Raw genomic sequence first — 26,867 nt, forward strand, 5'->3', positions numbered from 1 at the left:
ACTAAGGCCTGCGGTCCTTCCGCGGCCAATGGTCCCTGCACCTCGTCCATCTTATCCTGCCCTTGTGGCACCGGCCATTGGCGCGCGGGCGGCCCGCCTGCCGGCCCGCGAATATATCAATCAGGCAACAGTCCCCGCAAAACGCGGATCGGCGCCCCCCTCGAGGGAAAATTTGTGCAAGGCTGGGGAAAGCCCGCCAACTCCCCCGATGCGGATGCACCCCTGCTTTTAGTTCCCTTTCTCCCAGAGAGCCACTATTTCCGATGTCCCGATCCCGTCGCGCCGCCCATTCCCGCATTGCGGTCTTGGCACTCACGGCGCTGCTTGGAACCTCGGCCTCCTGCGGTCTGGGGACCGGCGCCGAGCAGTTCTCGATGCCCGCATCGAACGCCGACGTCCATTCGGCCGCCCCGTTGTCGGCGGTCGAGATGGAGCCCTTGAGCACCGACCGCAGCATGCCCGTCTACTGGCTCTCGGAATCGGACGGAACGGTGCGTCTCTATCGGGAGTTCGTGCAGATCCCCGGGGTCGGGGATCCGATCGCCGCATCGGTGCGCTACATGCTGAACTCGAAGCCGCATGACACCGACTATTTCAACCTGTGGCGGCCGAGCAACTCGATCGGTGCCTCGGTGAGCCCCGGGAACATGATCACCATCGACCTGGGCAAAAAGGCGTTTGGCGCGTCGCTGGACCGCGGCCTCGCGGAGCGGTCGATCGCGCAATTGGTGTTCACTGCCACGGCCGCGGCGGCCAACGCCGGCATCCTCTCCGACGGCATCGAACCGAGCGTGCGGATCCAGGTCGACGGATCGAGCGACTTCCTGGCCTTCGGCCAGATTCCGCTGGACCAGACCTTCACCCGCGATTCCAAGCTTGCGGCCCCGCTGTGGGTCATCGACCCGCAAGCCGGCAGCACCGTGCCCGCCGGGCAGGTGGATTTCCGCGGCCTGAGCGCCAGTTTCCCCGGCGGGGAATTCTGGGAGATCCGGCGGAGGAAGTCCATGAACCCGCTGAAGACCAAAAGCGAATCGACCGAGCCCGTCGCCTCCGGCCAGCTGCCCACGGGCGGCGACGGCCTGGACACCAACGAATTCTCCTTCAGCCACAAGCTCGAGGCCGGCGACTACACGTTCACCGCATGGGGCGTCGACGCGACCACTGACAAGCGGGTCGCCATCGAATCCAAGGACTTCACGGTGGAGGACTGAGATTCCCGCCGACCTAGCCGCACCGACCAAACACCGCCAACGCAAAGATCCCTGTGTCGGATCCCCCACCAAGGGGAATCCGGCACAGGGATCTTTTTGCCTGCGTCAGGGGCCGCTTCCTAAAGCTGTCCGAGCAGGTGCCTGACGAGCACCAGCGCCGCGGGCCCCGCGGTCGAGGCGCGCAGCACGTGTTGGCCCAGCAGCGCCACCTTGGCGCCGGCGGCCAGGAACTGGTCAATCTCGTGGTCCGAGATCCCGCCCTCGGGCCCGACGACCAGGTGTACCTCGGCGCGCGGCGCCTTGCCGGCGGCCAGCTCCCGGGCGTGCTCGGCGGCCCAGGTCCCGACGACGTCGGCCACCGAGGCGGCACCGCGTTCGTGCAGCACCAGCACCAGCACCGGAGTCCCGGCGTCCGCCGCGGCCGCCATGGACTTGGCCAGCGCCGGGGTGGAAAGCATCGGCAGGACCTCGGGCAGGAACGTGCGCCTGGATTGCTTCAGCGCGCTGAGCACCGTCGCTTCCCACTTGCCCAGCGCCTTGGCGGCCTTGGCCTCGTTCCAGCGCACGATCGCGCGTTCGGACTGCCACGGGCGCACCGCGTCGATGCCGAGCTCCACCGCGGACTCGACTGCCTGCAGGTCGCGGTCGCCCTTGGCCAGCGCCTGCACCAGGGTGATGCGGACCGGTTGGGCCTCCTCGTGCTCGACGGAAGCCACCGTGGCGCGCAGGGAGGACTTGTCGGTGTCCAGCACCTCGACGCGTGCGCGCACGCCGGTGCCGTCGACAAGGTCGATCGTCTCCCCGCCGCGCACGCGCTTCACGTTCACCGCGTGGTGGGCCTCGGGCCCCTCAAGGGTGAGCACGGAACCCACGGCGGGGTCGCCGATGGACCCGGGCTCCATGAAGAAGCACTGGTTGCTCATGAGCCCAGGTTGCCGAGCTTGCCGCGCAGGCGGGAGAACATCCCGCCGCTGTTTTCCATGCGGCCCTCGGCGAATTCCTCGCCGCGCAGCTTGGCCAGCTGCTCGAGCAGCTCGCGCTGTGCCGCGTCGACCTTGGTCGGAGTCTCGACGTGCAGGTGCACGATGATGTCGCCGCGCTTGCCGCCGCGCAGGCGCGGAACGCCGTAGCCGGCCAGGCGAACCGTGTCGCCGGACTGCGCGCCGGATTCGACCTCGATGACCTGGGCGCCGTCGAAGGTCTCCAGTTTCAGGTCCGCGCCGAGCGCGGCCGCCGTCATCGGGACGTTCATGCGTGCGTGAAGGTCGACGCCCTCGCGTTCGAAGACCTTGTGGCGGCGCACCTCGATCTCCACGTACAGGTCGCCGTTGGGACCGCCGCCGGGACCCGCCTCGCCCTGGCCCGCCAGGTGGATGCGGGTGCCGCTGGCAACGCCGGCGGGGACCTTGAGCTGCTTGGAGATGCGTTCGCGGATGCGGCCCTGGCCGTTGCAGTCGATGCAGGGATCCGGGATGGTGGTGCCGAAGCCGCGGCAGGCCGCACAGGTCTCCACGGTCATCATCTGGCCCAGGAAGGAGCGGACCGGGCGCTGGACCTGGCCGGCGCCGTGACAGATGCTGCAGGTGACGGGCGAGGTGCCCTTGCGGCAGCAGGTACCCTCGCAGGTGGGGCAGGTGACGGCGGTTTCCATGTCCAGCGGGTACACGGTGCCGGCCACCGCATCGGCAAGGTCGATCGTCGCCGTGATCAGCGCGTCGCGGCCGCGCTGGGTGCGCGAGGCCGGGCCCTGGGCCTGGCCTCCGCCGAAGAACTGCTCGAAGATGTCCCCGAAGCCGCCGCCGAAACCGCCGCCTCCGCCGAAACCGGTCTGGCCCGTGCCGTTTTCGTTGCCCGTGGCATCGTAGTTGGCGCGCTTGTCCGCGTCGGCGAGCACCTCGTAGGCGCGGGTCACCAGCTTGAACTGCTCCGAGGCGTCCTCCCCCGGGTTCACATCGGGGTGTAGCTTGCGGGCCAACTTGCGGTAGGCCTTCTTGATCTCTTCGCCCGTGGCGTCCTTGCTGACGCCCAGAACTTCGTAGTGAGTGCTCACAGTGCTCGCTGTGTCCTTTCGTACTTCAAAAATTGACAATGGCCCGGCGGTCAGCCGGCCAAGATGCGGGAAAGATATCTGGCGACGGCGCGCACGGCGGCCATCGAGGTGGGGTAGTTCATGCGGGTCGGGCCCAACACGCCGATCATCGATTGTTCGCCCGGCCCGTAGCCGGTCGCGACCACCGAGGCCTCCGTGAGGGCGCCGTACTGGTTTTCGGTTCCGATGCCCACCGCGATCCCGTGTGCGTCCTGTTCCAGTTCGGAGAACAAGCGCAGCAGCACAACCTGTTCCTCAAGCGCCTCGAGGACCGGGGTGATGCTCAACGGGAAGTCGCGGTTTGCGCGGGCCAGGTTTGCGGTGCCGGCCATGACCATCCGGTCCACGGTGTTGTTGCGAGCCAGCGCCCCCAACGCCTCGGCGATGGCCCGTGCCGCGTGCAGCAGTCGTGGTTCGACCAGGTCCGTGGGACCTCCGCAGAGTTTTGAGACATCTGCAATGGGTCGGTTGTCCAACACCGCGAGGAACACCGCGCGCAGGCGCTGGAGGTCTTCTTCGCCGGTTTCCGGGGGCAAAAGAATGACCCGCTGTTCAACCTTGCCGCTGGAGGCAATGAGGACAACGAGTGTCTGCCCGGCGCCAAGGCCCACGAGCTCGATGTGGCGGACCGTGGCGTTTGAGTAATGCGGCACCTGGATGAGCGCCACCTGCTGGGTGATGCTTGCCAGCAGGCGGACGGTGTTTTCGAGGACCTCATTGAGGTCGTGCGAGCCCTCGATCAGCGCGGCAATGGCACGTCGCTCGGCTGGCGAGAGCGGCTTGATGTCGCCGATTTGGTCGACGAAATGGCGGTAGCCCTTCTCTGTGGGGATCCGCCCGGAGGAAGTGTGCGGGGCAACAATAAAGCCCTCTTCCTCAAGCGAAGCCATGTCGTTGCGGATGGTAGCGGCCGAGACGCCGAGGTTGTGCCGATCCAGCAGGGCCCGCGAACCCACCGGCTCACGGGACTTGACATAGTCTTCAACGATGGCTCGGAGGACCTCAAGCCTGCGCGGTTCGGTCATTCTTACCCTCCTGACTACCAGATTGATACGGTCGACGACGCATCTGGGTGCCCGGGCCCGCGAATTTGCGGCCTTTAGCACTCGACATGTCCAAGTGCTAAGTCTAATACGTCCGGCTGGGTTGTTAGCATGGTTTGTTCAAACACGGCGGTGCCGCGTTCACCACACGCCCCACCGCCGCAGCATGCGACCACCGGCACCGGAAAGTGAAACCATGACCAATTACACCTGGGGCGCCCAAGACATGAGCGCCCCCGCACGACGACAGCTCCGCAAGGTCCCGCTGAGCCTGGGCTTGCTGCTCGAAGACGTCGAAAGCGGCTGGGTGGGAGAGGTTGTCCGCATGGAAAAATCCGGCGGCATGCGCGTGATGGCCCTGGAGGACCGGGCAGGCCGGACCAAGTCCTTCCGCACGGGTTTCGGCTTCCTGCTCGAGGGAGAGCCCGTGGAAATCACCGAACCGGTTGCCGCGCAGCCGGCCAAGCAGGGCACGGCGCGCAGCGCCTCGGGGTCGCGAATGGTCACCGACCTGCGGGCCCGCACCGCCCGGGCAAGCCGCATTTGGGTGGAAGGCAAACACGACGCCCAGCTGGTTGAAAAGGTCTGGGGCCACGACCTGCGCGTGGAGGGCATTGTCGTCGAGCCCCTGCACGGAGTCGATGACCTGGCTGCCGCCATCCGCGATTTCTCCCCCGGCCCGCAGCGCAAGCTTGGAATCCTCGTCGACCATTTGGTTTCCGGCACCAAGGAGGCAAAGATCGCCGCAGAGGCCATGCGGGTTCCGGGCGCGGCCGGCAATGTGCTGATTGTCGGCCACCCGTACGTCGACGTGTGGCAAGCCGTGCGCCCCACGGTGCTGGGCATCAAGGCATGGCCGGTGGTGCCGCGCGGAACGGACTGGAAAACCGGCATCCTCAAGGGCCTGGGCTGGCCGCACCGGGAACAGGTCGACGTGGCCCAGGGATGGGAACGCATCCTGGGGCAGGTGCGAAGCTATGCGGATCTGGAACCTTCGCTGTTGGGCCGCGTTGAAGAGGTCATCGACTTCCTCACCGCAGGCGACCACGGGCCCGAATAACTCTCCATCCACCGGCGACGCGCCCGGCCGGAAAAATGTCAGCACCGTGAGAATGCTCACGCTTCGCTTATGATCGGGCACGTGGGCAACCCAAAGGTGGCGCAAGTCAGGGGATAACCGTTCACCATCCGGCCGGGACTCGCCCAAAGCCGCGGTTCGATTCTATGGACCCGTTGGATTGGCGATAAACTGTCCAACGATTCACCAACAGCAACGAAGAGGACACCAGCAGTGGTCAACGAGGCACGACAGTCACCCGGCGAAGGCAATGGCCAGCCGGACCGATTCGAAGGTTCCTCGGATGCCCCGCTGCCCCTGACGCCTGCCGAAGATCGCCAGTGGGCAACCATCGCCCACTTCGGCGCGATCCTTGGGTGCATCCCCTCGGCCATCATCTACTACGTGTACCGCTCGCGCGGGCCGTTCACCGCGCAGGAATCCAAGGAAGCGCTCAACTTCACGTTTCCGCTCACGGTCCTGGCAGTGCTGCTGAACCTGCTCTCGCTGATTCCCGTCATTGGATGGGTCTTCGCGGTCCTCGTCGTGGCAATCTGGATTTTCCTCACCGTCAGCGGCGTCAAGGCGGGCATCAACGCGAACAAGTCCCGCCCCTACCGCTACCCGTTCAACCTTCGGCTGTTCAAGTAGCAAAGAGCCGGGTGGGATCGTAAGGGGCATTGCCGACAAGGCAGTGCCCCTTACGATTTGGAGAGCACCCGAGCCGGTTTTTGATCTTTGCCCGGTCATTCCGGCAGCGGTCCAGGCCACCGCATTTTGTGCACCGTTCATCGACGCGCTGGGCCGAGACTCCCCGGGCCCGGCCGGACCGAAAACCATCCAAGCTGGCGAGCGGAGACGCCGCCGCGGTCCCCTGACGGCAGCACCGGCTCTGCAAGGACACCTGCTCCAGATGACAAAGGTGGGTGGCGGGCTGGAATTCCAACCCGCCACCCACCTTTGTAGGATCCACCTGCTATGGCGGCGAAGTGCTCCCTAGAAATCCAGCAGGCGCCGCAACACGGCATCGGCCAATAGCCGTCCCTGCAACGTCAAGACAACCTTCTTGGCAAATGCCGCCTCGGGGACCACCAAGCCATCGGCAATCAAGCCGGCAATTGCCTTCCGGCCCTCGGGCTTCAGTTCGGCGGTGTCCATGCCGTCGACGATGCGTGTCAACAACATGGCCCGTTCCAGGTAGCGGGCGTCCTCGTCCGGGGTCTCACGTCCCGCGGCGGGCGAGGTGCCTGCATCGATGCGCTGCTGGTAGGCGGCAGGGTGCTTGACGTTCCACCAACGCAGCCCGCCGACGTGGGAGTGCGCCCCGGGCCCGGCGCCCCACCAGTCGCCACCTTGCCAATAGGCAAGGTTGTGCAGGCAGCGGCTGTCCGCGTCCTTCGACCAGTTGCTGACCTCGTACCAGTTGTACCCGGCAGCGGCGAAAAGTTCGTCGGCGATCAGGTACTTGTCGGCGTGGTCGTCATCGTCGATGTTTGCGACCTCGCCGCGGCGGATCTGCCCGGCAAGCCGCGTTCCGTCCTCGATGATCAGCGCGTAGGCGGAAATATGGTCGGGGTCGTAGCTCAGCGCAGTGTTGACGCTGGTGCGCCAATCCTCGATCGACTCCCCCGGCGTGCCGTAAATCAGGTCGACGCTCACCTGCAGGCCCGCAGCCTTCGCCCATTGCACGGCCAGACCGACCCGCTCGGGGTTGTGCGTGCGGTCAAGGGTTTTCAGGACATGCGGGACCGCGGACTGCATGCCGATCGACACGCGGGTGAACCCGCCGTCGGCCAGCAGCTGCAGGGACTCCGGCGTCACCGAATCCGGGTTGGCCTCCGTGGTGATTTCCGCGTCGGGAGCCAGGTCCCATTGGGTGCGGATTTCACGCAGCACGCGGACCAGGTCCTCGGCGGGCAACAGCGTGGGGGTTCCGCCGCCGAAGAAGACGGTGGACACGCTGCGCCGCGGCACGCCGGATTCCTCCAGGACCTTGGCGCCAAAGGCGATCTCCGAGGAGACCGCTTCCGCATAGGTGTCCTGGCTGGAACCCGAGCCGAGCTCATGGGCCGTGTACGTGTTGAAGTCGCAGTAGCCGCAGCGCACGGCGCAAAACGGAATGTGGACGTAGACCGAAAAGGTCCGGTCCACGGCACCATCGGCGCAGGTTGCCGGAAGCAACCCGTCCGATGGTGCCGGATCCCCGAGGGGCAAAGCACCTGGCATTATTACTTCTTCTTGGGCTCGTCGGATGACAAGGCAACGATGAAGGCTTCCTGGGGAACCTCCACGCGGCCGACCATCTTCATCCGCTTCTTGCCGGCCTTCTGCTTTTCCAGCAGCTTGCGCTTACGGCTGATGTCGCCGCCGTAGCACTTGGCCAGAACGTCCTTGCGGATGGCACGGATGCTCTCACGGGCGATGATGCGCGAACCGATGGCTGCCTGGATCGGCACCTCGAACTGCTGGCGAGGAATCAGTTCGCGCAGTTTCTGGGTCATCATGTTGCCGTAGGCGTAAGCCTTGTCGCGGTGGGTGACGGCACTGAACGCGTCGACCTGTTCGCCCTGGAGCAAAATGTCGACCTTGACCAGGTCCGAGATCTGTTCGCCGTCGGCCTTCCAGTCCAGCGAGGCGTAGCCGCGGGTCTTGGACTTCAATACGTCGAAGAAGTCGAAGACGATCTCGGCCAGCGGAAGCCAGTAGCGGATCTCCACGCGTTCCTCGGAGAGGTAGTCCATGCCGCGCATGACGCCACGGCGCGACTGGCACAGTTCCATGATTGCGCCGACGAATTCGTTCGGTGCCAGGATCGTGCCGGCAACCATCGGCTCGTGGACCTCGAGGATCTTCCCGTCGGGGAACTCGCTCGGGTTGGTCACGGTGCGCATCTTCTTGTCATCGGTCATGACCTCGTACACCACGTTCGGCGCGGTGGAGATCAAGTCCAGATTGAACTCGGCTTCGAGGCGTTCGCGGGTGATTTCTAGGTGCAACAGGCCCAGGAAGCCGACGCGGAAGCCGAAGCCCAGGGCTACGGAGGTCTCCGGGACGTAGGTCAGGGCAGCATCGTTGAGCTGCAGTTTGTCCAGCGCGTCGCGCAGTGCCGGGTAGTCCGAACCGTCGATCGGGTACAGGCCGGAGAAGACCATGGGCTTCGGGTCCTGATAGCCGCCCAGCGACTTCTCGGCCGGCTTGGCAAAGTTGGTGACGGTGTCGCCGACCTTGGACTGGCGCACGTCCTTCACGCCGGTGATCAGGTAGCCGACCTCGCCGACGCCCAGGCCCTTGGTGGGAACCGGCTCCGGTGAGGAGACACCGATTTCCAGCAGGTCGTAGACGGTGCCGGTGGACATCATCTGGACCTTCTCGCGCGGCGAGAGGTTGCCGTCAACGACTCGGACGTAGGTGACAACGCCGCGGTAGGTGTCGTAGACCGAGTCGAAGATCATGGCACGCGCCGGAGCATTCGGGTCCCCGACCGGTGCCGGAAGGTCGCGAACGACCTTGTCCAGCAGGGCCTCGACGCCCATGCCGGTCTTGCCGGAAACCTGAAGGATGTCCTCGGGATCGCAGCCGATGAGCTTGGAAATCTCCGCCGCGTACTTTTCGGGCTGCGCCGCGGGAAGATCGATCTTGTTCAGCACGGGAATGATCGTCATGTCATTCTCCATGGCCAGGTACAGGTTGGCCAGGGTCTGGGCTTCGATGCCCTGTGCCGCGTCAACCAGGAGGATGGCGCCTTCGCAGGCCGCCAGGGAACGCGATACTTCATAGGTGAAGTCGACGTGCCCCGGGGTGTCGATCATGTTCAGTGCGTAGGACTGCCCGTCGACCTCCCATGGCATGCGTACGGCCTGTGACTTGATGGTGATGCCGCGTTCGCGTTCAATGTCCATCCGGTCCAGGTACTGGGCCTTCATATCGCGTGAGGAGACGACTCCGGTGAGCTGCAACATGCGGTCGGCCAGGGTCGACTTGCCGTGGTCGATGTGGGCGATGATGCAGAAGTTTCTGATGATCGCCGGATCTGTCGCGGCAGGCACCGGTGCGGTGCGGGCCATGGGTGACACGTAAGGGACCTCGCTAATAAGGAGTGGAAAAGTAAGTTGGCAGCGAATTGCTTCGCAATGGCCATTCTCCCATGCCGCGACGCCGGTGTCGCACAATCGGCACGAGGTGTTGCTCCTGATAGTTTGGCCAGATGAAGTTCAACGCCAATAAATTCTTCGGGTTTCTCGGTCGAGTCCTTGAAGGATTCCTGAAATCCCAGAACGACACGAATGCAAATGAGGGCACCAAGCCCGCCCCGACTCGCTCCCGGACAGCCGCAACAGGAGCAAAACCGGCACCCAAGCCCAGATCCGCCGCTCCGGCCGGTGCGCGCAACGCCTCCAAGCCGGTGCACACCGATTCAGACTCGGCACTGGGGTGGGAAAACGGCGACTACCCGGGCGACTTCCATGGTGCAGTGAAGCCCGTCTACAACCCCGTAGCCAACGGACAGCCGGATCCCGGCGAAATCGTTTGGGCTTGGGTCCCGTATGAAGAGGACTTCAGCCAAGGCAAGGACCGCCCGGTCCTCCTGGTGGGAAAAGACGGAAAGTACCTGTTGGCCCTCATGCTGACATCCAAGGACCACAACAATCCGGGTCACTCCGATAGGGACTATGTCGACATCGGATCGGGTCCGTGGGACAAGCAGGGGCGGCCTAGTGAGGTCAAGATTGATCGCCTGATCCGACTCAGGCCTTCGGGCATCAGGCGTGAGGGGGCCGTCTTGAACAAGCAGGTTTTCTCGCGTGTCGCGGGCCGACTCAGTTCCTAGGCTGCGGGGCAACACATCGGGAATTTCCGGTCTGAAGTGCTGTTTCAGTGCGAATTGCAGGTCACTGCCGGCACGAAAACTTGACCCGCATCACGTCCTCGATTCCGCGAATGAATCGTGACTTCGATGCGAACCTGATAGTATTACTTCTTGTGTGTCCGCGCAGGTCGACGGGCACTTCTCCCGGGTCGCCATAGGTATCCCCACGCCGCTCAGTCAATGGCCCGGAAGATATCCCTCACCGACCATATAAGCGATGAGCAAGAGAGTTTAAAACAGTGGCAAATATCAAGTCCCAGAAGAAGCGCATTCTCACCAACGAGAAGGCACGCCAGCGTAACGCTGCAATCAAGTCCGAGCTGAAGACCGCAATCCGCGCAGTAAACACTGCCGTTGTGTCCGAGGACAAGGAAGCAGCCTCTACCGCACTGGTAACCGCTGGCCGCAAGATTGACAAGGCCGTCACCAAGGGTGTGCTGCACAAGAACAACGCAGCAAACCACAAGTCGGCCATCTCCAAGAAGGTTAACGCCCTCTAAGGATTGCTTCACTGCATAGTAGGTCCTCCACCCAATTGGGTGGAGGACCTACTTGTTTAAGCGGGCCCCTGGTTTCCCGCCTGAATTCCAGAACCTGTGCCCAGCAGGAATACGGGTCCCTGAACCACGACTTCTCCGGAGGGAAGCACCCAGCCAACCAGCGGATCCCTCAAGGCCAACGTACGGAACAGGCCGGCGGCCTCGGCAGGTCGGTGTCTGGTGACGGCGCCGTTCGCCCCTTGACCCCGGATGCTGAAATGAGCGGACCGCCAGATGAGTAAAGCCAGCACGACCCGGACCGCGGACCTGGGTTCACAATTCGGCGAACGCATGCGGATGTTGGTTCTGCCGCAACTGAAATCACGGGTGCTGATACCCGCCGCAATGCTTGCGCTCGTGCCGGCCGTTGGTTTCAGCGCAAAGTTCCTACCCGGTTACTCCACAGGCGAACTGGCGGTCGACCAGCAGATCAGCCGACATCACGACACGCTGCTTAACGAGATGGCCCTTCTGCTTAGCACCATCTTCAGTCCACTCGGCGGCGCAATCCTTCCGGCCGCGATCTGCCTGTTTCTCCTGCTGCTCCGGCGTTCACCCGTCAACGCCATCGGATTCGGGGCCGTTGCGTCCGTGGGCTGGCTCTCCTCGCAGGTGTTCAAGGTCATCGTGGCGCGACCCCGTCCGAACCCCACATTGCTGGCGGACCCGCTGGCCCCGGAAACGGGATTCGACAGTTTCCCCAGTGGACACGTCTGCCTGGCCGTGGGCTTGGCCTTCGCCGTCTACTACCTGGCCAGTGGAACCCGATGGCGGAATGCGGCGGTGATTCGGGCTACGTCCATGGTTGTGGCCTTGGCGCTCTCCCGGATCTACATCGGCGTGCACTACCCAACGGATGTCGTTGCAGCCGTCTCGACGGCCTCGGCCGCCGTGATGTTCTTCTCGGGCCTGTGGAACCGCCATGCGGCACGAACCCGTGCGAGACTGCGCTTCCTGGAACGCTTCGGCCCGATTCCCCTTGAGCCCCACCGCTATGCTCGCGAGTGCGGAATTCAGCGGTAGCTGCCGAACGGTTGGACCTAGCGCCGGGCAGCCAGGGCTATCTGGGTGACCGCGCGTTCGACGGCGTACTCGGGATCGCGTGAAGCACCCTTCACCTGGGCGTCGGCCTCGGCAACCAGGCGGATGCAGCGGCCCAGGTCGTCCGCACTCCAGTAGCGGGCCTGCTCCTGGGCTTGCTGCACCTGCCACGGGGGCATGCCCAGTTCGCTTGCTAGCTGGCCTGCGGACTTTCTGACCCCGGCCACCTTGGCAACCTGGCGCAGCTTCATCGCGAGCGTTGCGACGATCGGCACCGGATCGGTTCCCGTGGCAAGGGCGTGCCGAAGCGTGGAAAGTGCCACGTCGGCTCGTCCCATCATTGCCGCGTCGGCAACCTTGAAACCCGTGGCTTCGACCCGGCCGCCGTAGTACTTGTCCACCACGTCCTGGTCGATCGCCCCGGTGGTGTCCTGCAGCAGCTGAGAACATGCCGCGGACAATTCGGAAAGGTCGCTGCCCAGCGCCGCAACCAAGGCCCTGGCGGCTTCGGGGCTCAGGCGCCGCTTGGCTGCCTTGAATTCCTGGGTGACGAAATCGATCTTCTCCGCATCCTTTTTCAGCGGTTGGCAGTCCACAATGACCACTCCGGCAGCCTTGAGCGCATCCAGCAGCTTCTTGCCGCGCACTCCCCCGCCGTGGTGCATGATGAGCGTGGTGTTGGGTGCCGGGGCCTTGGCGTACTCGAGGGCATCGTTTAGGAAGTCCTCGTTCATGTTGGCCAGCTGGCGAACCTCGATGAGTTTGGTTTCGCTGAACAGTGAAGGGCTGGAAGCCAGCAGCAATTCACCGCGTTCATACGAGTTGGCTTCAAAGCGCGTGAGTTCGACTTCCGCGCCGGCCCGCAGGGTTGCCCGGACCTTCTCAAAGGAACGGGACGCAAGTAGCTCCTCGGAGCCTTGCAACAGGATGATCGCCGCCGGGGAGACGTCCCGCCAGGAAATCCCGGCGCTCTTAGTTGTGCCTCGTGCCGCAGCCATGACCGAACCCTTACGTAGTGAATGGAGAACCCCATAAATACTATCCGCAACGCCCGCATTAGGGATTTTCGGACGGGTTTCCATCCCGAACTGCTGTGCCGGTTGCTGTGTTTCCAGCGCCGAAACGCTGAGCCCGCCATTTACCCAGCCAAGGACGAGCGTGCCGTGCTCGTCGGTGCGCAGCGCCGGCACGCCCCTTTGCTGCAGGGCCCCGGTGATGTCCGGGCTCGGATGCCCGTACGTGTTGTCCTTCCCCACGCTGATCAGCGCCACCAGGGGGCGCGCAACCTCGATGATTTCGGTGCCGCCGTTGGCCGCCCCGTGGTGTGCGATCTTCAAGATGTCGGCCTGTTGCACGGCCCCGGAGGCCAGCAGCGTGCCCATCGGCGTTTCCTGCATGTCGCCGGTCGCCAACATTGAAACAACCCGGTTGCTTCCGGGCACCTGCATTTCGAAGCGAATGACCAGTGAGGCATCATTTTCATCCAACTTGGCATCCGTGCGGCTTGGTGCCAGAACCCGCCAACTCACCGTCCCGGCGTTGCCATGGTCTCCGGAAACCAATTGATCGCCCTTGAGCCCGTTGACTTCCGGCGGCTTCGCCGGGTCATCGAGCACCGAATAGAACAGCTGCCCCACCTGACGATTTCGCCCGGCTCCGGCGATCCCTCCGTCATGGTCGGCATGTTGGTGCGTGATGAAGACCGCGGCGATCTTCTCGACGCGCAGGCGGCGCAGGCAGGCATCGATGTCTGGCGGTTCCCTTCCGGTGTCAACGACAATCGCCCCGGCCGCCCCGGCATTGAGCACCAGTCCGTCGCCCTGGCCCACGTCGCAGGCCACCACCAGCCATGCCACGGCCGGTGCCGGAACCAGAGCCGTCACGGGAAGGGTGAGGCCCAGAAGCAACCCCGTTGCCACGGCTTGGACCCCCATGGGGATCCGCGACCGCCAGGTTCCGGGACGCTCCGGCGCATAGCCCAGCGAGAAGAAAACGGCGATAAACAACATCCAGGCCAGGGCGACGCCCAGGACGCCCGCGGGCCAAGGCCTCAGCGCGCCCGGCAATTCCGCCACCCACATTCCGACAAGTCCAACTCCGGCCGCCGGAATGCCGGCGGCCCAGATCAACAGTGCGCCAAGCGGTGCCGAGAACAGGAGCACCACGATGCCCACTGTGCCCATGATGGTGATCCATGGAATGAGCGGGGCAACCAACAGGTTGGCGGGCACCGAGTACAGCGAAAAGGAGGGGCTGAGGGCGACCAACACCGGCAGGCAGGCGATCTGGGCCGCGACGGCGATGGCCGTTCCCTCGGCGAGGAATTGCGGCAGCCACCGTGAGAGCTTGTCGGCAAGCCTGCGCCCGATGAGCACGATCCCCGCCGTGGCCAGTGCGGAGAGCTGGAACGCGGCCTCCCCCGCCAGGTAGGGGTCGATGGCCAGCAACACGACCACCGCAAGGCACAGCGCCGAGAGCCCGTTGCGTCCCCTCGAGGAGCGCACCGAGAGCGCGGCAATGGCTCCCATGACGGCCGCGCGCAACACGCTGGGCTCGTAGCCGACCAACAGCACGAACCCGTAAAGGGCGGCAATTCCCAAAAACAGGGTCATCAATCTCGGCGCGCCGAAGAGGCGACACGAGGCAAAGACCGCGCCGAGCACCATGGCGCAGTTTGCCCCGCTGACGGCACTCAGGTGCGACAACCCCGCGGCCTTCATGGCGTCGGAGAGTTCCTGGCCTTGGCCGCCGCGATCCCCGTACACCATCGCAGGAAGCAGCGCCCGCCCCGGCTCGGGCAGCGCCATCGCGTGCTGTTGGAACTTTTGGCGCATGTGTTCGGCAACGGTTGGTGGGTTGTCGGTCCCCAAGAGCGCTAACGGGGCCACCGCCGTGAGCCGGAAACGGCTGCGCTGCCCGGCCGGTGCCGGCGTGATGCGGGCCAGCACCTCCACATGGGTGCCGCGCGTGGGCGCCGTGCCGACCGGGGCCAGCGATTCTCCGTAGTCCAGAGTGGCTTGAGCATCGGCAGGGAGCCACATGTCACCGCTGCGCATCGACCCGGCGCGTGCCTCAATCTGGTAGCGGGTGTGCCCAGGGGCATCTTGGGAAAACTTGTCGGCCACGAGGGCTGCTCTCGGAGTGCCTGCCAGCTCGACCCGGAGCCGGACGACAGCAGAGTCTTCGGCGGCCTGGCGAAGCGGTTCGGGCACGGTGGTTGCCCCGCTGAGCGCGAGGTTCGCCAGCACCAGGCCGGCCGCTGCGCACATCAGCGCGGGTGCCGCGAATACCGGGGCGGTGTCCCCGCCGAACAGGGCGTGCCTGGTACGCAGCAGCAACAGCACGCCGAGCCCGGACAAGCCCAGGACCAGGAGCGCCACCCATCCCTGCTGCGGCACGGTCAGGCGCACCCCCACAAGCGCGGCGGCCCAGGCCCCGATCAGGCACCACAGTCCGCGCAGGTCCAACCTGAGCGGCTCTTCCTCGGCAGCGACCGCATTGGGCTTGCGGCCGGCGTGCGCGGCCATCTGCCGCCACAACCGGCTTGGCAACGAACGCCACAGGGGTCCGCCCGCGGCGCCCCGGCTCACTGGAAGTCCACCTTTTGGCGCAATGTTGCCAGCATTGCCGGACCGATGCCGCTGACGGCATCAAGTTCGGCGAGGTTCTTGAATGCACCGTTGGATTGCCGGAAGTCGATGATGCGTTTGGCCAGCGCGGGGCCGATGCCGGGCAGCGCTTCAAGTTCCGCACTGGTGGCGGTGTTGATGTTCAGCATGCCGCCCGGAGCGCCGGCGTTTGGGGCCGCCGCATCGGGCGCTTGGACCGCGGGAACTGAGCGCTCGCCACGGAGCGGAATGCGAAGCTGCTGCCCGTCAATGACTTCGGCCGCCAAGTTGATGGCCTCCGGCGCCGCGTTCTTGTGCAATCCGCCGGCGCGGTTGACCGCGTCCAGCACGCGGGAGCCCAGCGGTAACTCGTACACGCCCGGTTTCTTGACCGCTCCGATGACGTGGACGACGACGCTGGCACCGGCACCCTCGCTTCCGGTCGTCGGCGATTGCCCGCTTTGTTCACTCGGATCTTGTTCGACGGTTCTCTTTTCTGCCGGCACGGAGCTTCCGTCGACGGCCAACGGCACGGATTGGATCTGTTTCGGGCTGCCCGGCGGCGGGTTGAAAACGATGGATACCGAGATCCAGCTCAGCGCACCGATGACCAGAACGATGACTGCGGACCTGCCGACAAGAACGCGTAGGCGACCCGGTGCCTGCGCCAGGTTTGGGGCGGCCGCACGTTCCGCCCAATCGTGTCTGCCCATGCCATCAGTTCAACGCATTGCTCCGGTCTTGGGTCACTCCCCCGGCCAAGGTGTGGAGAACTCCAAGGTCGGACCGATGCAAACGCGCGTGGAATGCCGCCCGCAAGTCACCCGTTCATCACTATTCCGGCAAACGTCCATTCAACCCACATCGTCAACCAGTGCCCCGACGCCACTTTGCCGTGCAAACACGGGTGCGTGTTTGCACGGCAAAGTGGGCCATCGTCTGCACTGCCGGGATTCGGCCACGCGTTCGCTGCGGTCGGATTGCGGCTGGCTTCATGCGCTTTCAGCTCAGGTCGTACTCGCGGTAGGCATGGCCGTCAAGGGCGTGGATGACGATGTGGGCCGGGTGCGTGCCGGCTTCCTCGTGGGCCGCGGCAACCGCTTCTTTAACGGTGTGGAAGTGCGTATGCTTGCTGGTCCGGACCTTGTGCAGGTCCCACTTCTTGTTATCCTCGCCTTCGACGGGCATCACGCGATAGACCCAAGGCTTCACAGTCTTCTGCTCAGCCGGTTCTGCGGACATGGCATCCTCCTGGAGGTTGTTCCATAAATATTGTCCGGTCCCCGCCACACGGCCACGTTCACCGTGGCGCAGGCCCTATACACAGTGGACACCTGCCGCTGGTCAAAAGCAATAACGAGCGACCCGAAAATCGACTCCCACTGGCGGGTTCGGCTCGTCGCCGGTACTGCACGGACGGATGCCGGAACTCGGGCGAAAGAGGCCACAAACCATCGCCGGATGCCGCCGGCGGCTCCCCCGTCGTTGACACCTCGTGCACGCGGTTCTACCTTCTGTCGTAAGGGAACGGCCCTTGGAGCGCAGCCGGTCCGCGTATAGCCGCGGGTGTACGGCGGCGTCCCCGTGCAGGGAGGCCAACCCGGGGCCCCGGCAGGAGGGGACAAATGGAACGCCGCATGACTTCACATGAACGGGTGGTCCTGTGGGTGGCGATCCTGGCCTCCTTCGTGGCGTTTCTCGACGGGTCGATCGTCAACGTGGCGTTGCCGGCCATCGCCTCGGACCTCGGCGGCGGACTGGCCCTCCAGCAGTGGGTGCTTGACGGTTATCTGCTGACCCTCGGCTCGCTGATCCTTGTGGCAGGCGCCCTCTCCGATGCATACGGCCGCGTCCGGGTGCTGCGGACCGGGCTGCTGCTGTTCGGCGCGGCTTCCCTTCTGTGCGCCATGGCGCCCTCGGGCCCGGTGCTGGTTGTGGCGCGGCTGCTCCAGGGCGCCGCGGCGGCCCTGCTGGTGCCCAGTTCGCTGGCGCTGATCACCTCCACCTTCAAGGAGGAGCCCCGTGCCAGGGCCATCGGCCTGTGGACGGGGTGGACCGGCACGGCATTCATCGTCGGCCCGCTGCTTGGCGGGGTGCTGGTCGACACCATCGGCTGGCGCTGGGTCTTTGGCATCAACGTGGTGCCGATCGCCGCGACCATGGCGCTGCTGGCCAGGCTGCACGACCCGGCGCACGGGACCGGGGGCGCCCACGTCGATATCCCGGGCGCACTGCTTGCGGCACTCGGTCTGGCGGGAACCGTCTTTGCGTTGATCATGCAGGGCACGCTGGGCTGGAACAGCCCGCTGGTGCTGGTGCCCTTCGTCGCGGGGCTGGTTTGCCTGGCCGGCTTCATCTGGTGGCAGGCGCGCGCCAAACACCCCATGATGCCGCTGGGGCTGTTCCGGATCCGGAACTTCGGCGTCGGCAACCTTGCCACGGCCTCGATCTACGCCGGCCTGTCGCTGGGGATGTTCATCATCCCGATTTTCCTGCAGGAGGTTGCCGGGTTCTCCGCCCTGGCCGCGGGTTTGGCCACGCTCCCGCTGACCATCATGTCGCTGAGCTTCTCCGCCCTGTTCGGCACGCTGGCCGGGAAGCACGGACCGCGCCTGTTCATGGCGCTCGGGCCGCTGCTGGCCGGGTGCGGGTTCCTGCTGATGCTCACGTCCCGGGAACCGCTGGATTACTGGTGGCAGATCCTGCCCGGGGTGGTGCTGTTCGGGTTGGGCCTGTCGGTCACGGTGGCGCCGCTGACCGCGGCAGTGCTGGGGTCAATCGCGGCGGACCGCAGCGGCATCGGATCGGCCATCAACAATGCCGTGGCCCGCGTTGCGGGGTTGGTTTCCGTCGCGGCCACGGGCACGATCGTCGGAGCCACCCTGGACTACGCTTCCTTCCACAGGGTCTTGCTTGTCACGGCGGCGCTCCTGTTTGCGGGCTCCGCGATCTCCGCGATCGGCATCCGCAACCTGCCCGTGCCGGCCCCGCCCGTTGCGCCGGAGGCCGCGGCGGCCTGCCACGACCGGAACGTCAACGGGGGAACCAAGCCCTGAGCAAGCATCGCCCTGCGCGCAACCCTACTCCTGGGTCGCCGCCGGAACCTCCGGGCGCAGCGCGGTCCCGGAATCCCCGCCGTGCTTGGGCCGCTGCTCCCGGCGCGGTTTGGCCGCGTCCGGTCCGGGCGGTCGGGGCGCGGTTCCGCCGCCGATGGCGACGGCCAGCACGCCGGCTCCGGTGTGCGCGCCCAGCACCGCAGGGACGGGAACGGCCAGGACCTCGAAGCGAGAGGCGCCGGCAAGTTCCTGCACGATTTCCTCGGCGGCGGCATCGTTGCCGAAGTAGTGCACGGCAAGGCGCACCTCGGGGCCGCGCGCGGCGGCCTCCTCGCGGGCTATCGCGACCAGCCGGGCCAGGGTGCGGGACTGCGTCCTGACCTTTTCGTGGGCGATGACGTGCCCGTCGCAGACGCTCAGGATCGGCTTCACGTTCAACAGGGTACCCAGCACCGAGGCCATCGTGCCGATCCGCCCGCCGCGGCGCAACTGTTCAAGGGAGGGCACGGCAAAAAACACGTGGTTTTCCGCTGCGCGGCCCGCCATGTCCACCAGTTCCTCGAGGCCGGCACCGGCGCCGGCCGCCTCGACGACGTCCATCACCGCAAAGCCCTCGGCGAGGGCGACGGTGAGCGAGTCGACGACGGTGACCGGGACCGGGGACTGCGGCGCCGCCAGGCGGGCGGCCTCCACGGTGCCGGAGAGCGAGCCGGAGAGGTGGATGGAGATGATCCGCTTGACCCCCGCGGCGGCAAGCTCCTGGTAGGCGCGCAGCATTTGGCCGGGCGCCGGGCGCGAGGTGCGCACGGACTTGCCCATGGCCAAACCGAGGGCGAGTTCGTGCGGCACGTCGTCGGTGCCCTCGGAGTAGATCTGGTGGTCGATCATCACCGGCATGGGCACCACCCGCAGGTAGCGCCCGTGGGCCTTGGCCCAGTCGGCCGGAAGGGCCGCCGCCGAATCGGTGACAACCCCGACGGGGATGAATCCGCGCCCGCCCGGACCGCCGTGTTCGGGGCGGTCCATCCGCTGGCGCAATTTGTCCACCCAACCGCCGGTGCGTGTCTGCCACGGCGGTCGGACGGGCAACTGGTCTGGATCCATATGGTTAGGCTACAGCCCCTGACTAGGAGGCGGGAACCACGTTCACCAGTTTCGGCGCACGCACGATCACCTTGTTGATCGCCGCACCGTCCAGGTAGCGGATGACCTGCTCGTTGGCAAGCGCCAGGGCCTCGAGGTCCTCGGCGGTGATGTCAACGGGCACCTCAAGGCGTGCACGGACCTTACCCTTGATCTGCACGACGGCGGTGACGCTGTCCTCGACGAGCAATGCCTCGTCGACGGTGGGCCATCCGGCGTTGGCAACGGCAGGCTCGTGGCCCAGCGCGGCCCACATGTCTTCGGCCGTGTACGGGGCAAAGAGCGAGAGGATAATCGCGGTGGCCTCGGCGGCCTCGCGGACGGCGGGGTCCGCGGAGCCGGCGCCGGAGTCGATGGTCTTGCGGGTCGCGTTGACCAGCTCCATGGCCTTGGCGATGACGACGTTGAACTTGCCGCCCTCGAGCAGCGCGGTGGCCTCGTGGACCGTCTTGTGGGTGACGTGGCGCAGCGCTTTGTCGCCGGTGGACGCATCCACGCCCGGTTCGCTGGCCACTTCCTGGGCCACGCGCCAGGCGCGGGCCAGGAACTTCTGGGAGCCGCCCGGAGACACGTCGGCCCAGTCAACGTCGTCCTCCGGAGGGGAGGCGAAGATCATGGTCAGGCGCACGGCGTCGACGCCGAACTTGTCCAGCTGTTCGCCCAGGTCCACGCCGTTGCCCAGCGACTTGCTCATGGCTTTGCCGCCGTTGAGCACCTGGCCCTGGTTCAGCAGGGCGGCAAACGGCTCGGTGACGTCGATCAGGCCCAGGTCGAAGATGACCTTGGTGAAGAAGCGCGAGTAGAGCAGGTGCAGGATTGCGTGCTCCACGCCGCCGACGTACTGGCCGACCGGCATCCAGTTGCGCACGGCCTCCGGGTCGAACGGCCCCTCGGTGTACTTCGGGGAGACGAAGCGCAGGAAGTACCAGGACGAGTCCACGAAGGTGTCCATGGTGTCGGTGTCGCGCTTGGCGGCGGCGCCGCACTTGGGGCAGTCCACGTTGACCCAGTCGCTGGCGGCGGCCAGCGGGGACGTGCCCTTGGGGGCCAGGTCCTCGCCGCGCAGGTTGTCCGGCAGGCGGACCGGCAGCTGGTCGTCGGGAACCGGGACCTCGCCGCAGTCGGCGCAGTGGATGATCGGGATCGGGGTGCCCCAGAAGCGCTGGCGGGACAGCAGCCAGTCGCGCAGGCGGAAGTTCACGAACTTCTCGCCGGTGCCGGCGGCCTCGACGATCTCGATGGCGCGGGCGATGCCCTCGGCCTTGGGCAGGCCGTCGAGCTCGCCGGAGTTGACGAGGGTTCCCTCGCCGGCGGCGGCAACGCCGGTCTCGGCAGGGTCCTCGGCGCCGGTTTCGACGACAACTCGCACCGGCAGGCCGAAGGCGCGGGCAAAGTCAAGGTCGCGCTGGTCGTGCGCGGGCACGGCCATGATCGCGCCGGTGCCGTATTCGGCCAGCACGTAGTCCGCGGCCCAAACCGGCAGCTTCTCCCCGTTGAGCGGGTTGATGGCGTAGCGGCCGGTGAAGACACCGGTCTTTTCGCGCTCGGTGGCCTGGCGTTCGATCTCGGACAGCGCCTTGACCTGTTCCTGGTAGGCTTCCAGGGCCTCGCGGTGCTCCTCGGTGACAAGCTCGCCGGCCAGCTCGGCGTCGGCTGCAACCACGAAGAAGGTGGCGCCGTGCAGGGTGTCCGGGCGGGTGGTGAAGACGGTGGTCTTGTGCGCTTCCTTGGCCTCGGTGGCTTCGATCACGAAGTCCACGTGGGCGCCCTCGGAACGGCCGATCCAGTTCTTCTGCATGGCCAGCACGCGCTCGGGCCAGTGGCCCTTGAGGTCGTCCATGTCATCGAGCAGGCGGTCGGCGTAGTCGGTGATCTTGAAGTACCACTGGTTCAGCGACTTCTTGGTGACCTGCGTGCCGCAACGCTCGCAGGCGCCGTTGACGACCTGCTCGTTGGCCAGCACGGTCTGGTCCTTCGGGCACCAGTTCACCGGGTGGTTCTTGCGGTAGGCCAGGCCCTTTTCGTAGAAGCGGGTGAACAGCCACTGGGTCCAGCGGTAGTACTCCGGGTCCGAGGTGTGCAGGCGGCGGTCCCAGTCGGCGGAGATCGCGTAGCGCTTGAAGCTGGCGGCCTGCGTGTCGATGTTGGCGTAGGTCCACTCGGCGGGGTGGGCGTTGCGCTTGATGGCGGCGTTTTCCGCCGGCAGGCCGAAGGAGTCCCAGCCGATCGGGTGCATGACGTCGTAGCCGCACTGGCGCCAGTAGCGGGAGACGACATCGCCCATGGCGAAGGCCTCGGCGTGGCCCATGTGCAGGTCGCCCGAGGGGTACGGGAACATGTCCAACACGTAGCGGCGTTCGGCGCTGCCGTCGTCCTTGGGGGTGAAGACACCTAGTTCGTCCCACACCGGAGCCCACTTGGCTTCCATCTCCTGGAAGTTGTAGGCCGCTGCGGTGGACTCGTTGTCCGCGGTATCGGTGCCGGTGGGCTGAGTGCTCACTATCGTGTTTCGCCTTCTTATAATCGTGCGCGTATGCGGGAACGTTCCCGGTTCGCCGGGCCGCCTGTGCGCCGGATCGAAAGACCCCGTGACACACAAAAGCCCCTTGCATGCAAGGGGCGGCCGTATGGGGTGTTACCCATACGGCTAGGTTAGCAAGAGCTCAACGTTCATGTTCTGCATTCTACAGCAAGGCCCGGGCGTTGCCCCACTTCGTGGCGGGGTCAACACCCGGGCACCGGCTGCATGCTCGGCATGGTGCGGTTATTGCTGCCGCCTAGCGCACGTCCTCGTCAACCCAGTCGAAGGTGCGGGTGACGGCCTTCTGCCACAGGCGCATCTGGCGTTCGCGCTCCGCGGTGTCCATGCTCGGCTCCCAGCGCTTGTCCTCGGACCAGTTGGCCCGCAGCTCGCCCAGGTCGTTCCAGAACCCGACGGCCAGGCCCGCGGCGTAGGCGGCTCCCAACGCCGTGGTCTCGGTGACCTTGGGACGGATCACAGGCACGCCGAGCAGGTCCGCCTGGAACTGCATGAGCTGGTCGTTGGCGACCATGCCGCCGTCGACCTTCAGCTCGGTCAGCGGAACGCCCGAGTCGGCGTTGACCGCATCGAGCACCTCGCGGGTCTGGAAGGCCGTGGACTCCAGGGCCGCGCGGGCGATGTGGTTCTTGTTTGCGTAACGGGTCAGCCCGACGATCGCGCCGCGGGCATCGGAGCGCCAGTACGGGGCAAAGAGCCCGGAGAACGCCGGCACGATGTACACGCCGCCGTTGTCGGACACGGTTGCCGCGAGGGTCTCGATCTCCGCCGAGGTGGCGATCATCCCGATGTTGTCGCGCAGCCACTGGACCAGGGACCCCGCGACGGCGATCGAGCCCTCCAGCGCGTAGACCGGTGCCGCGTCGCCGAGCTTGTAGCCCAGGGTGGTCAGCAACCCGTTCTTGGAGCGCACGATCTCTTCGCCGGTGTTAAAGATCAGGAAGCAGCCGGTGCCGTAGGTGTTCTTGGCCTCGCCGGCGCCGAAGGCGGCCTGGCCGAACGTTGCCGCCTGCTGGTCGCCGAGGATGCCGGCGATCGGCACCTCGCGCAGCAGCTGCGAGGAGTGGACCTCGCCGTAGACCTCGGAGGAGGACTTGATTTCCGGCAGCATGCTGCGCGGAACGCCGAAGTCGGCGAGGATCTCGTCGTCCCAGGCGAGGGTTTCCAGGTCCATGAACATGGTGCGCGAGGCGTTGGTGACATCGGTGATGTGCACGCCGCCGTCGGTGCCGCCGGTCAGGTTCCAGGTCACCCAGGTGTCGGTGTTGCCGAAGAGCAGGTCCCCGGCCTCGGCGGCCTCGCGGGCGCCGTCGACGTGGTCGAGGATCCACTTGACCTTGGTGCCGGAGAAGTACGGCGCCAGCGGCAGGCCGACGCGTTCCTTGTAGCGGTCCACGCCCCCGTTGGCCGCGAGTTCCTCGACGATGTACTGGGTGCGGGTGTCCTGCCAGACGATGGCGTTGTAAACCGGAACGCCTGTCTTCTTGTTCCAGACCACCGATGTTTCACGCTGGTTGGTGATGCCGACGGCCGCAATGTCGTGGCGGGTCAGGTTTCCGGCGGCCAGGGCGACGGCGATGACTTCGCGCACGTTGTCCCAGATTTCGGTGGCGTTGTGCTCGACCCATCCCGCCTGCGGGAAGATCTGCTCGTGTTCCATCTGGCCCGTGGAAACGATGGTGCCTGCGTGGTCGAACACGATGGCACGGGAACTGGTGGTTCCCTGGTCAATGGCGATGACGTACTTGGACATGCTGGTGGGGTCCTTTCAACGTCGGGCCCTGGGCCCGGTTGCGGGTTCCGTGCTCCCCGAGGGTCGGGGAGCACGGCGGGGACTGCTGTGGTTTGTTGCGAAGAAGCCGTGGCTTGCCACGCGGGTTAGAACAGGACTGCGGCGCTCAGGCCGCCGATGACGCCGCCGATCAGCGGGCCGACGACCGGCACCCAGGAGTAGGACCAGTCGCTGGAACCCTTGCCCTTGATCGGGAGCAGCGCATGGATGATGCGCGGGCCGAGGTCACGCGCCGGGTTGATGGCGTACCCGGTCGGACCACCGAGCGAGGCGCCGATGCCGACGACCAGCAGGGCGACCGCCAGTGGGCCAAGTTGGTGCGGCGTCTTGCCCAGGCCGGCAATCACGAAGACGAGCACGAAGGTGCCGATGATCTCTGTGACCAGGTTCCAACCGTAGGAGCGGATGGCAGGGCCGGTGGAGAAGACGGCAAGCTTCAGCCCTGCATCTTCCTCCGCGTCGAAGTGCTGCTTGTAGGCCAGGTAGCACAGGACCGCGCCGATCATGGCGCCGAGCATCTGCGCGGTCCAATACATGAGGACCACGATGAAGGTCTTGGGAATGCCCGGACCGAACTCGGGGACATCGGGATTGACCCACAGGCCGACGGTGACCGCCGGGTTCAGGTGCGCACCCGAGGCGGCCGCGATGAAGACGCCGGAGAAGACCGCAAGGCCCCATCCCCAGTTGATCATCAGGAATCCGCCGCCCAACCCCTTGGATTTGGCCAACACCACGTTGGCAACGACACCGCCGCCCATCAAGAGCAACAGCATCGTGCCGAGCATCTCGGCGATGAATGCGTTTAGGGACATGGTTCAACCTCTTTCGTGTGTGAGTGAAAAACATGGCGTGAATTTCTTGCAACAGCTTCCAGCCGGAGCCCGGCCGAAAGGCGGCCCCTCGAGCTGAAATTCCCCTACTGACGTGAGCTTAATCACAAACGCTTTTGGGCACACTTTACCCACGTTCTAAAACGTGGGTAAAGGGGTAGATGGAAACTAAAAGGTGAGGTGAAGCGCAGGTCCCGGGGTTTAGGCGCCGGCGGGGGCGAAGCGCACCCCGTGTTCCTGTTCCAGGACCCGGGTGCATTCGGTGACCTGTGCTTCGATTTCGGCGGCGTCCCAGCCCAGGACCGGGGCGAGGATCCCGGCGCAGACGGCCATGAGCTCCGGGGTCACCAGGCCGCGGAACGCCAGGGAGGTTCGCCTGATGAACAGGTCGACGAGCGTGCCGATCTGTTCGTGTTCGGCCAGGTAGACCAGTTCGGCCGCGGAAAGTTCCGCGCATTCGGCCAGCACGGGATCGTTGACCCCGATGGCATCAAGCACCGTGTCGGCGCGGCTGCCGTAGCGAACGAGCAGCACCTCGAGGCGCTCCCGCGGTGCACGGTCGGCGCGGGCAGCCAGCCAGGCGTTTTTCTCTTGGGTGCTTCGCGGGTAGTTCTTGCCGCCGCCGATCGCCACGCCGCGGGTGCTTTGCACCTCGGTGACGCCGAGCTCGGCAAGGACCTTGCCGCCAAGGGTTTCGGCCAGCGCGCGGAAGGTCGTCCACTTGCCGCCGACCAGCGAGAGCATGACCGAATTGTCTTCCAGCTCCGTGCGCTCCACGCGGTAGTCGCGGGAGACGAATCCCGGGGCCGTGTCGTCGTGGCGCGGCAGCGGGCGGACGCCGGAGAACTTGTAGACGATCTCATTCTCGGTGACGCGGATGCGCGGGAAAACGTGGTGGACCAAGTCGAAGAAGTACTGCACCTCGGCGTCCGTGCAGCGTGCGGGCACGCTCATGTCCGCGTCGATGTCGGTGGTTCCCACCAGGACGCGGTCCCCCATCGGGTAGATCAGCACGATGCGGCCGTCGCTGTGCTCGAAGAAGATCTCTCGGCCGGCGGTTGCGGCAAGCAGTTCGGGGTGGTCCAGCACGATGTGGCTGCCCTTGGTGCCGCCCATGAACTTGCTGGGGCTGCCGATGGCCTGGTTGGTCAGGTCGACCCAGGCGCCTGTGGCGTTCACGACTACCTGCGCGTCGAAATCGAATTCCTCGCCGCTGAGCTCGTCGCGCAGGCGGACCCCCTGGGCGCCGTGGCCCACCAGGGACACGTAGTTGCTGGCCCGGGCGTTGGGGTTGGCGTGCAGCCCGTCGCGCAGGACATCGAGGGTGAGCCGCTCGGGGTTGTGCACCGAGGCATCGAAGTAGGTCGCCGTGTACTTCACGTCGTCGCGCATCTGCGGCAGCTCGGCCAGCGAGGCCTTGGCCCCGCGGAACTTGTGCCACGGGGTGTTGCGCTTGGAGGCCCCGGCGCCGGCGAACAGGTCGTAGAGCACCAGTCCGGCCTTGATCAGCACGGCGCCGCGTTCGGTGGGCTTGCCGCTGCGGTGGGTCAGGAAACGCATGGGGGCCGAGAGGATGCCTGAGAACGTGGAGAAGATCGGGATCGTCGTCTGCAGCGGCTTGACGTAGTGCGGGGCGATCTCCAGCAGCGAGTTGCGCTCCTGCACCGATTCGTGGACCAGGCGGAACTCGCCGTTTTCGAGGTAGCGGATGCCGCCGTGGATCATGTGCGAGGAGGCGCCCGAGGCGCCCTGGCAGTAGTCGCCCCTTTCGACCAGGGCAACGTCGACACCCTGCATGGCCAGGTAGCGGAACGTGGCGACCCCGTTGATGCCGCCACCCACTATCAGGACCTTGGCTCCCGGGCGCTCGCGCAAGGCGGCGAGTTGTGAACGATGTGGGGTTGCGGCTTCCACTGTGAGGCCCTTCCATGGTGCTGTAACGCGTGGCTCAAACTTCAAACAACCCGGGAACAATCGGTTCACACCCCGGGGAATCCACTCTGGCACCGAAACCGAACAAGCAACAGTGCACAGACCTCCCCGGATGAT

Annotated in this window: 20 protein-coding genes; 7 read left to right on the top strand and 13 right to left on the bottom strand. The window is 65.8% G+C overall.

The annotated features are described in order from the left end of the window. The first annotated feature begins 263 nt into the window (after nucleotides 1-263). A complete protein-coding gene (locus JOF47_RS07660) occupies nucleotides 264-1,211 on the top strand; it encodes a GerMN domain-containing protein (protein ID WP_209997022.1) in 948 nt (315 codons plus the stop codon). 119 nt (nucleotides 1,212-1,330) lie between these two features. Here the strand turns inward: JOF47_RS07660 and JOF47_RS07665 are convergent, their stop codons facing one another. From JOF47_RS07665 to hrcA, 3 genes are read right to left on the bottom strand one after another with little or no spacing between them, the layout of a single operon-like run. Next, entirely contained in the window at nucleotides 1,331-2,134 is an 804-nt protein-coding gene (locus tag JOF47_RS07665) for a 16S rRNA (uracil(1498)-N(3))-methyltransferase (protein ID WP_209997023.1), read from the bottom strand. Further along, a complete protein-coding gene (gene dnaJ, locus JOF47_RS07670; RefSeq protein WP_209997024.1) occupies nucleotides 2,131-3,261 on the bottom strand; it encodes a molecular chaperone DnaJ in 1,131 nt (376 codons plus the stop codon). Before dnaJ ends, JOF47_RS07665 begins: the two co-directional genes overlap by 4 nt. A 50-nt stretch (nucleotides 3,262-3,311) precedes the next feature. Then, entirely contained in the window at nucleotides 3,312-4,325 is a 1,014-nt protein-coding gene (hrcA, locus tag JOF47_RS07675) for a heat-inducible transcriptional repressor HrcA (protein WP_209997025.1), read from the bottom strand. A gap of 214 nt (nucleotides 4,326-4,539) precedes the next feature. On the opposite strand from hrcA, the gene JOF47_RS07680 reads away from it, so the two are divergent. Together JOF47_RS07680 and JOF47_RS07685 are read left to right on the top strand one after the other, a co-directional pair. After that, nucleotides 4,540-5,403, top strand: a complete 864-nt coding sequence (locus JOF47_RS07680) for a DUF3097 domain-containing protein (protein ID WP_209997026.1) — start codon at nucleotides 4,540-4,542, stop codon at nucleotides 5,401-5,403. A gap of 231 nt (nucleotides 5,404-5,634) precedes the next feature. Next, nucleotides 5,635-6,051 carry a DUF4870 domain-containing protein gene (locus JOF47_RS07685; protein WP_209997027.1) on the top strand — a complete coding sequence of 139 codons (417 nt, stop codon included), beginning with the start codon at nucleotides 5,635-5,637 and terminating at the stop codon, nucleotides 6,049-6,051. Nucleotides 6,052-6,396: 345 nt separating this feature from the next. On the opposite strand, the gene hemW is transcribed toward JOF47_RS07685, so the two are convergent. Continuing rightward, nucleotides 6,397-7,626 carry a radical SAM family heme chaperone HemW gene (hemW, locus tag JOF47_RS07690; RefSeq protein WP_209997028.1) on the bottom strand — a complete coding sequence of 410 codons (1,230 nt, stop codon included), beginning with the start codon at nucleotides 7,624-7,626 and terminating at the stop codon, nucleotides 6,397-6,399. Nucleotides 7,627-7,628: 2 nt separating this feature from the next. After that, entirely contained in the window at nucleotides 7,629-9,473 is a 1,845-nt protein-coding gene (lepA, locus tag JOF47_RS07695) for a translation elongation factor 4 (RefSeq protein ID WP_209997029.1), read from the bottom strand. Between the two features lie 131 nt (nucleotides 9,474-9,604). On the opposite strand from lepA, the gene JOF47_RS07700 reads away from it, so the two are divergent. The 3 genes from JOF47_RS07700 to JOF47_RS07710 all read left to right on the top strand — a co-directional run bounded on the left by JOF47_RS07700 (nucleotide 9,605) and on the right by JOF47_RS07710 (nucleotide 11,829). Continuing rightward, complete coding sequence (locus JOF47_RS07700; protein WP_209997030.1) at nucleotides 9,605-10,228, top strand: type II toxin-antitoxin system PemK/MazF family toxin; 624 nt, start codon at nucleotides 9,605-9,607, stop codon at nucleotides 10,226-10,228. Nucleotides 10,229-10,506: 278 nt separating this feature from the next. Then, complete coding sequence (gene rpsT, locus JOF47_RS07705) at nucleotides 10,507-10,767, top strand: 30S ribosomal protein S20 (RefSeq protein ID WP_209997031.1); 261 nt, start codon at nucleotides 10,507-10,509, stop codon at nucleotides 10,765-10,767. Between the two features lie 273 nt (nucleotides 10,768-11,040). Continuing rightward, entirely contained in the window at nucleotides 11,041-11,829 is a 789-nt protein-coding gene (locus JOF47_RS07710; protein ID WP_245356298.1) for a phosphatase PAP2 family protein, read from the top strand. Between the two features lie 17 nt (nucleotides 11,830-11,846). Here the strand turns inward: JOF47_RS07710 and holA are convergent, their stop codons facing one another. The 3 genes from holA to JOF47_RS07725 form a co-directional block, all read right to left on the bottom strand. Then, on the bottom strand, nucleotides 11,847-15,437 hold the full coding sequence (gene holA, locus JOF47_RS22495) for a DNA polymerase III subunit delta (protein ID WP_209997032.1): 3,591 nt from the start codon (nucleotides 15,435-15,437) through the stop codon (nucleotides 11,847-11,849). Continuing rightward, nucleotides 15,434-16,168: a ComEA family DNA-binding protein gene (locus tag JOF47_RS07720; protein ID WP_209997033.1), complete on the bottom strand. Its 735-nt coding sequence runs from the start codon at nucleotides 16,166-16,168 to the stop codon at nucleotides 15,434-15,436. Before JOF47_RS07720 ends, holA begins: the two co-directional genes overlap by 4 nt. A 289-nt stretch (nucleotides 16,169-16,457) precedes the next feature. Beyond that, complete coding sequence (locus tag JOF47_RS07725; RefSeq protein WP_209997034.1) at nucleotides 16,458-16,697, bottom strand: DUF2188 domain-containing protein; 240 nt, start codon at nucleotides 16,695-16,697, stop codon at nucleotides 16,458-16,460. A gap of 395 nt (nucleotides 16,698-17,092) precedes the next feature. Between JOF47_RS07725 and JOF47_RS07730 the strand changes: the two genes are divergently transcribed. After that, a complete protein-coding gene (locus JOF47_RS07730) occupies nucleotides 17,093-18,511 on the top strand; it encodes an MFS transporter (protein WP_209997035.1) in 1,419 nt (472 codons plus the stop codon). Between the two features lie 24 nt (nucleotides 18,512-18,535). Here the strand turns inward: JOF47_RS07730 and JOF47_RS07735 are convergent, their stop codons facing one another. From JOF47_RS07735 to JOF47_RS07755, 5 genes are all read right to left on the bottom strand, one after another. Continuing rightward, on the bottom strand, nucleotides 18,536-19,615 hold the full coding sequence (locus JOF47_RS07735) for a DegV family protein (RefSeq protein ID WP_209997036.1): 1,080 nt from the start codon (nucleotides 19,613-19,615) through the stop codon (nucleotides 18,536-18,538). Nucleotides 19,616-19,637: 22 nt separating this feature from the next. Continuing rightward, complete coding sequence (gene leuS / locus JOF47_RS07740) at nucleotides 19,638-22,154, bottom strand: leucine--tRNA ligase (protein ID WP_377737952.1); 2,517 nt, start codon at nucleotides 22,152-22,154, stop codon at nucleotides 19,638-19,640. Between the two features lie 277 nt (nucleotides 22,155-22,431). Beyond that, nucleotides 22,432-23,946, bottom strand: a complete 1,515-nt coding sequence (gene glpK / locus JOF47_RS07745; RefSeq protein WP_209997037.1) for a glycerol kinase GlpK — start codon at nucleotides 23,944-23,946, stop codon at nucleotides 22,432-22,434. 125 nt (nucleotides 23,947-24,071) lie between these two features. Further along, nucleotides 24,072-24,800 carry an MIP/aquaporin family protein gene (locus tag JOF47_RS07750; protein ID WP_209997038.1) on the bottom strand — a complete coding sequence of 243 codons (729 nt, stop codon included), beginning with the start codon at nucleotides 24,798-24,800 and terminating at the stop codon, nucleotides 24,072-24,074. Nucleotides 24,801-25,019: 219 nt separating this feature from the next. Next, entirely contained in the window at nucleotides 25,020-26,732 is a 1,713-nt protein-coding gene (locus JOF47_RS07755; protein ID WP_209997039.1) for a glycerol-3-phosphate dehydrogenase/oxidase, read from the bottom strand. Nucleotides 26,733-26,867: the final 135 nt, after the last annotated feature.

Source organism: Paeniglutamicibacter kerguelensis (genome assembly GCF_017876535.1).
In the GTDB taxonomy this organism is placed as follows: Bacteria; Actinomycetota; Actinomycetes; order Actinomycetales; family Micrococcaceae; genus Paeniglutamicibacter; species Paeniglutamicibacter kerguelensis.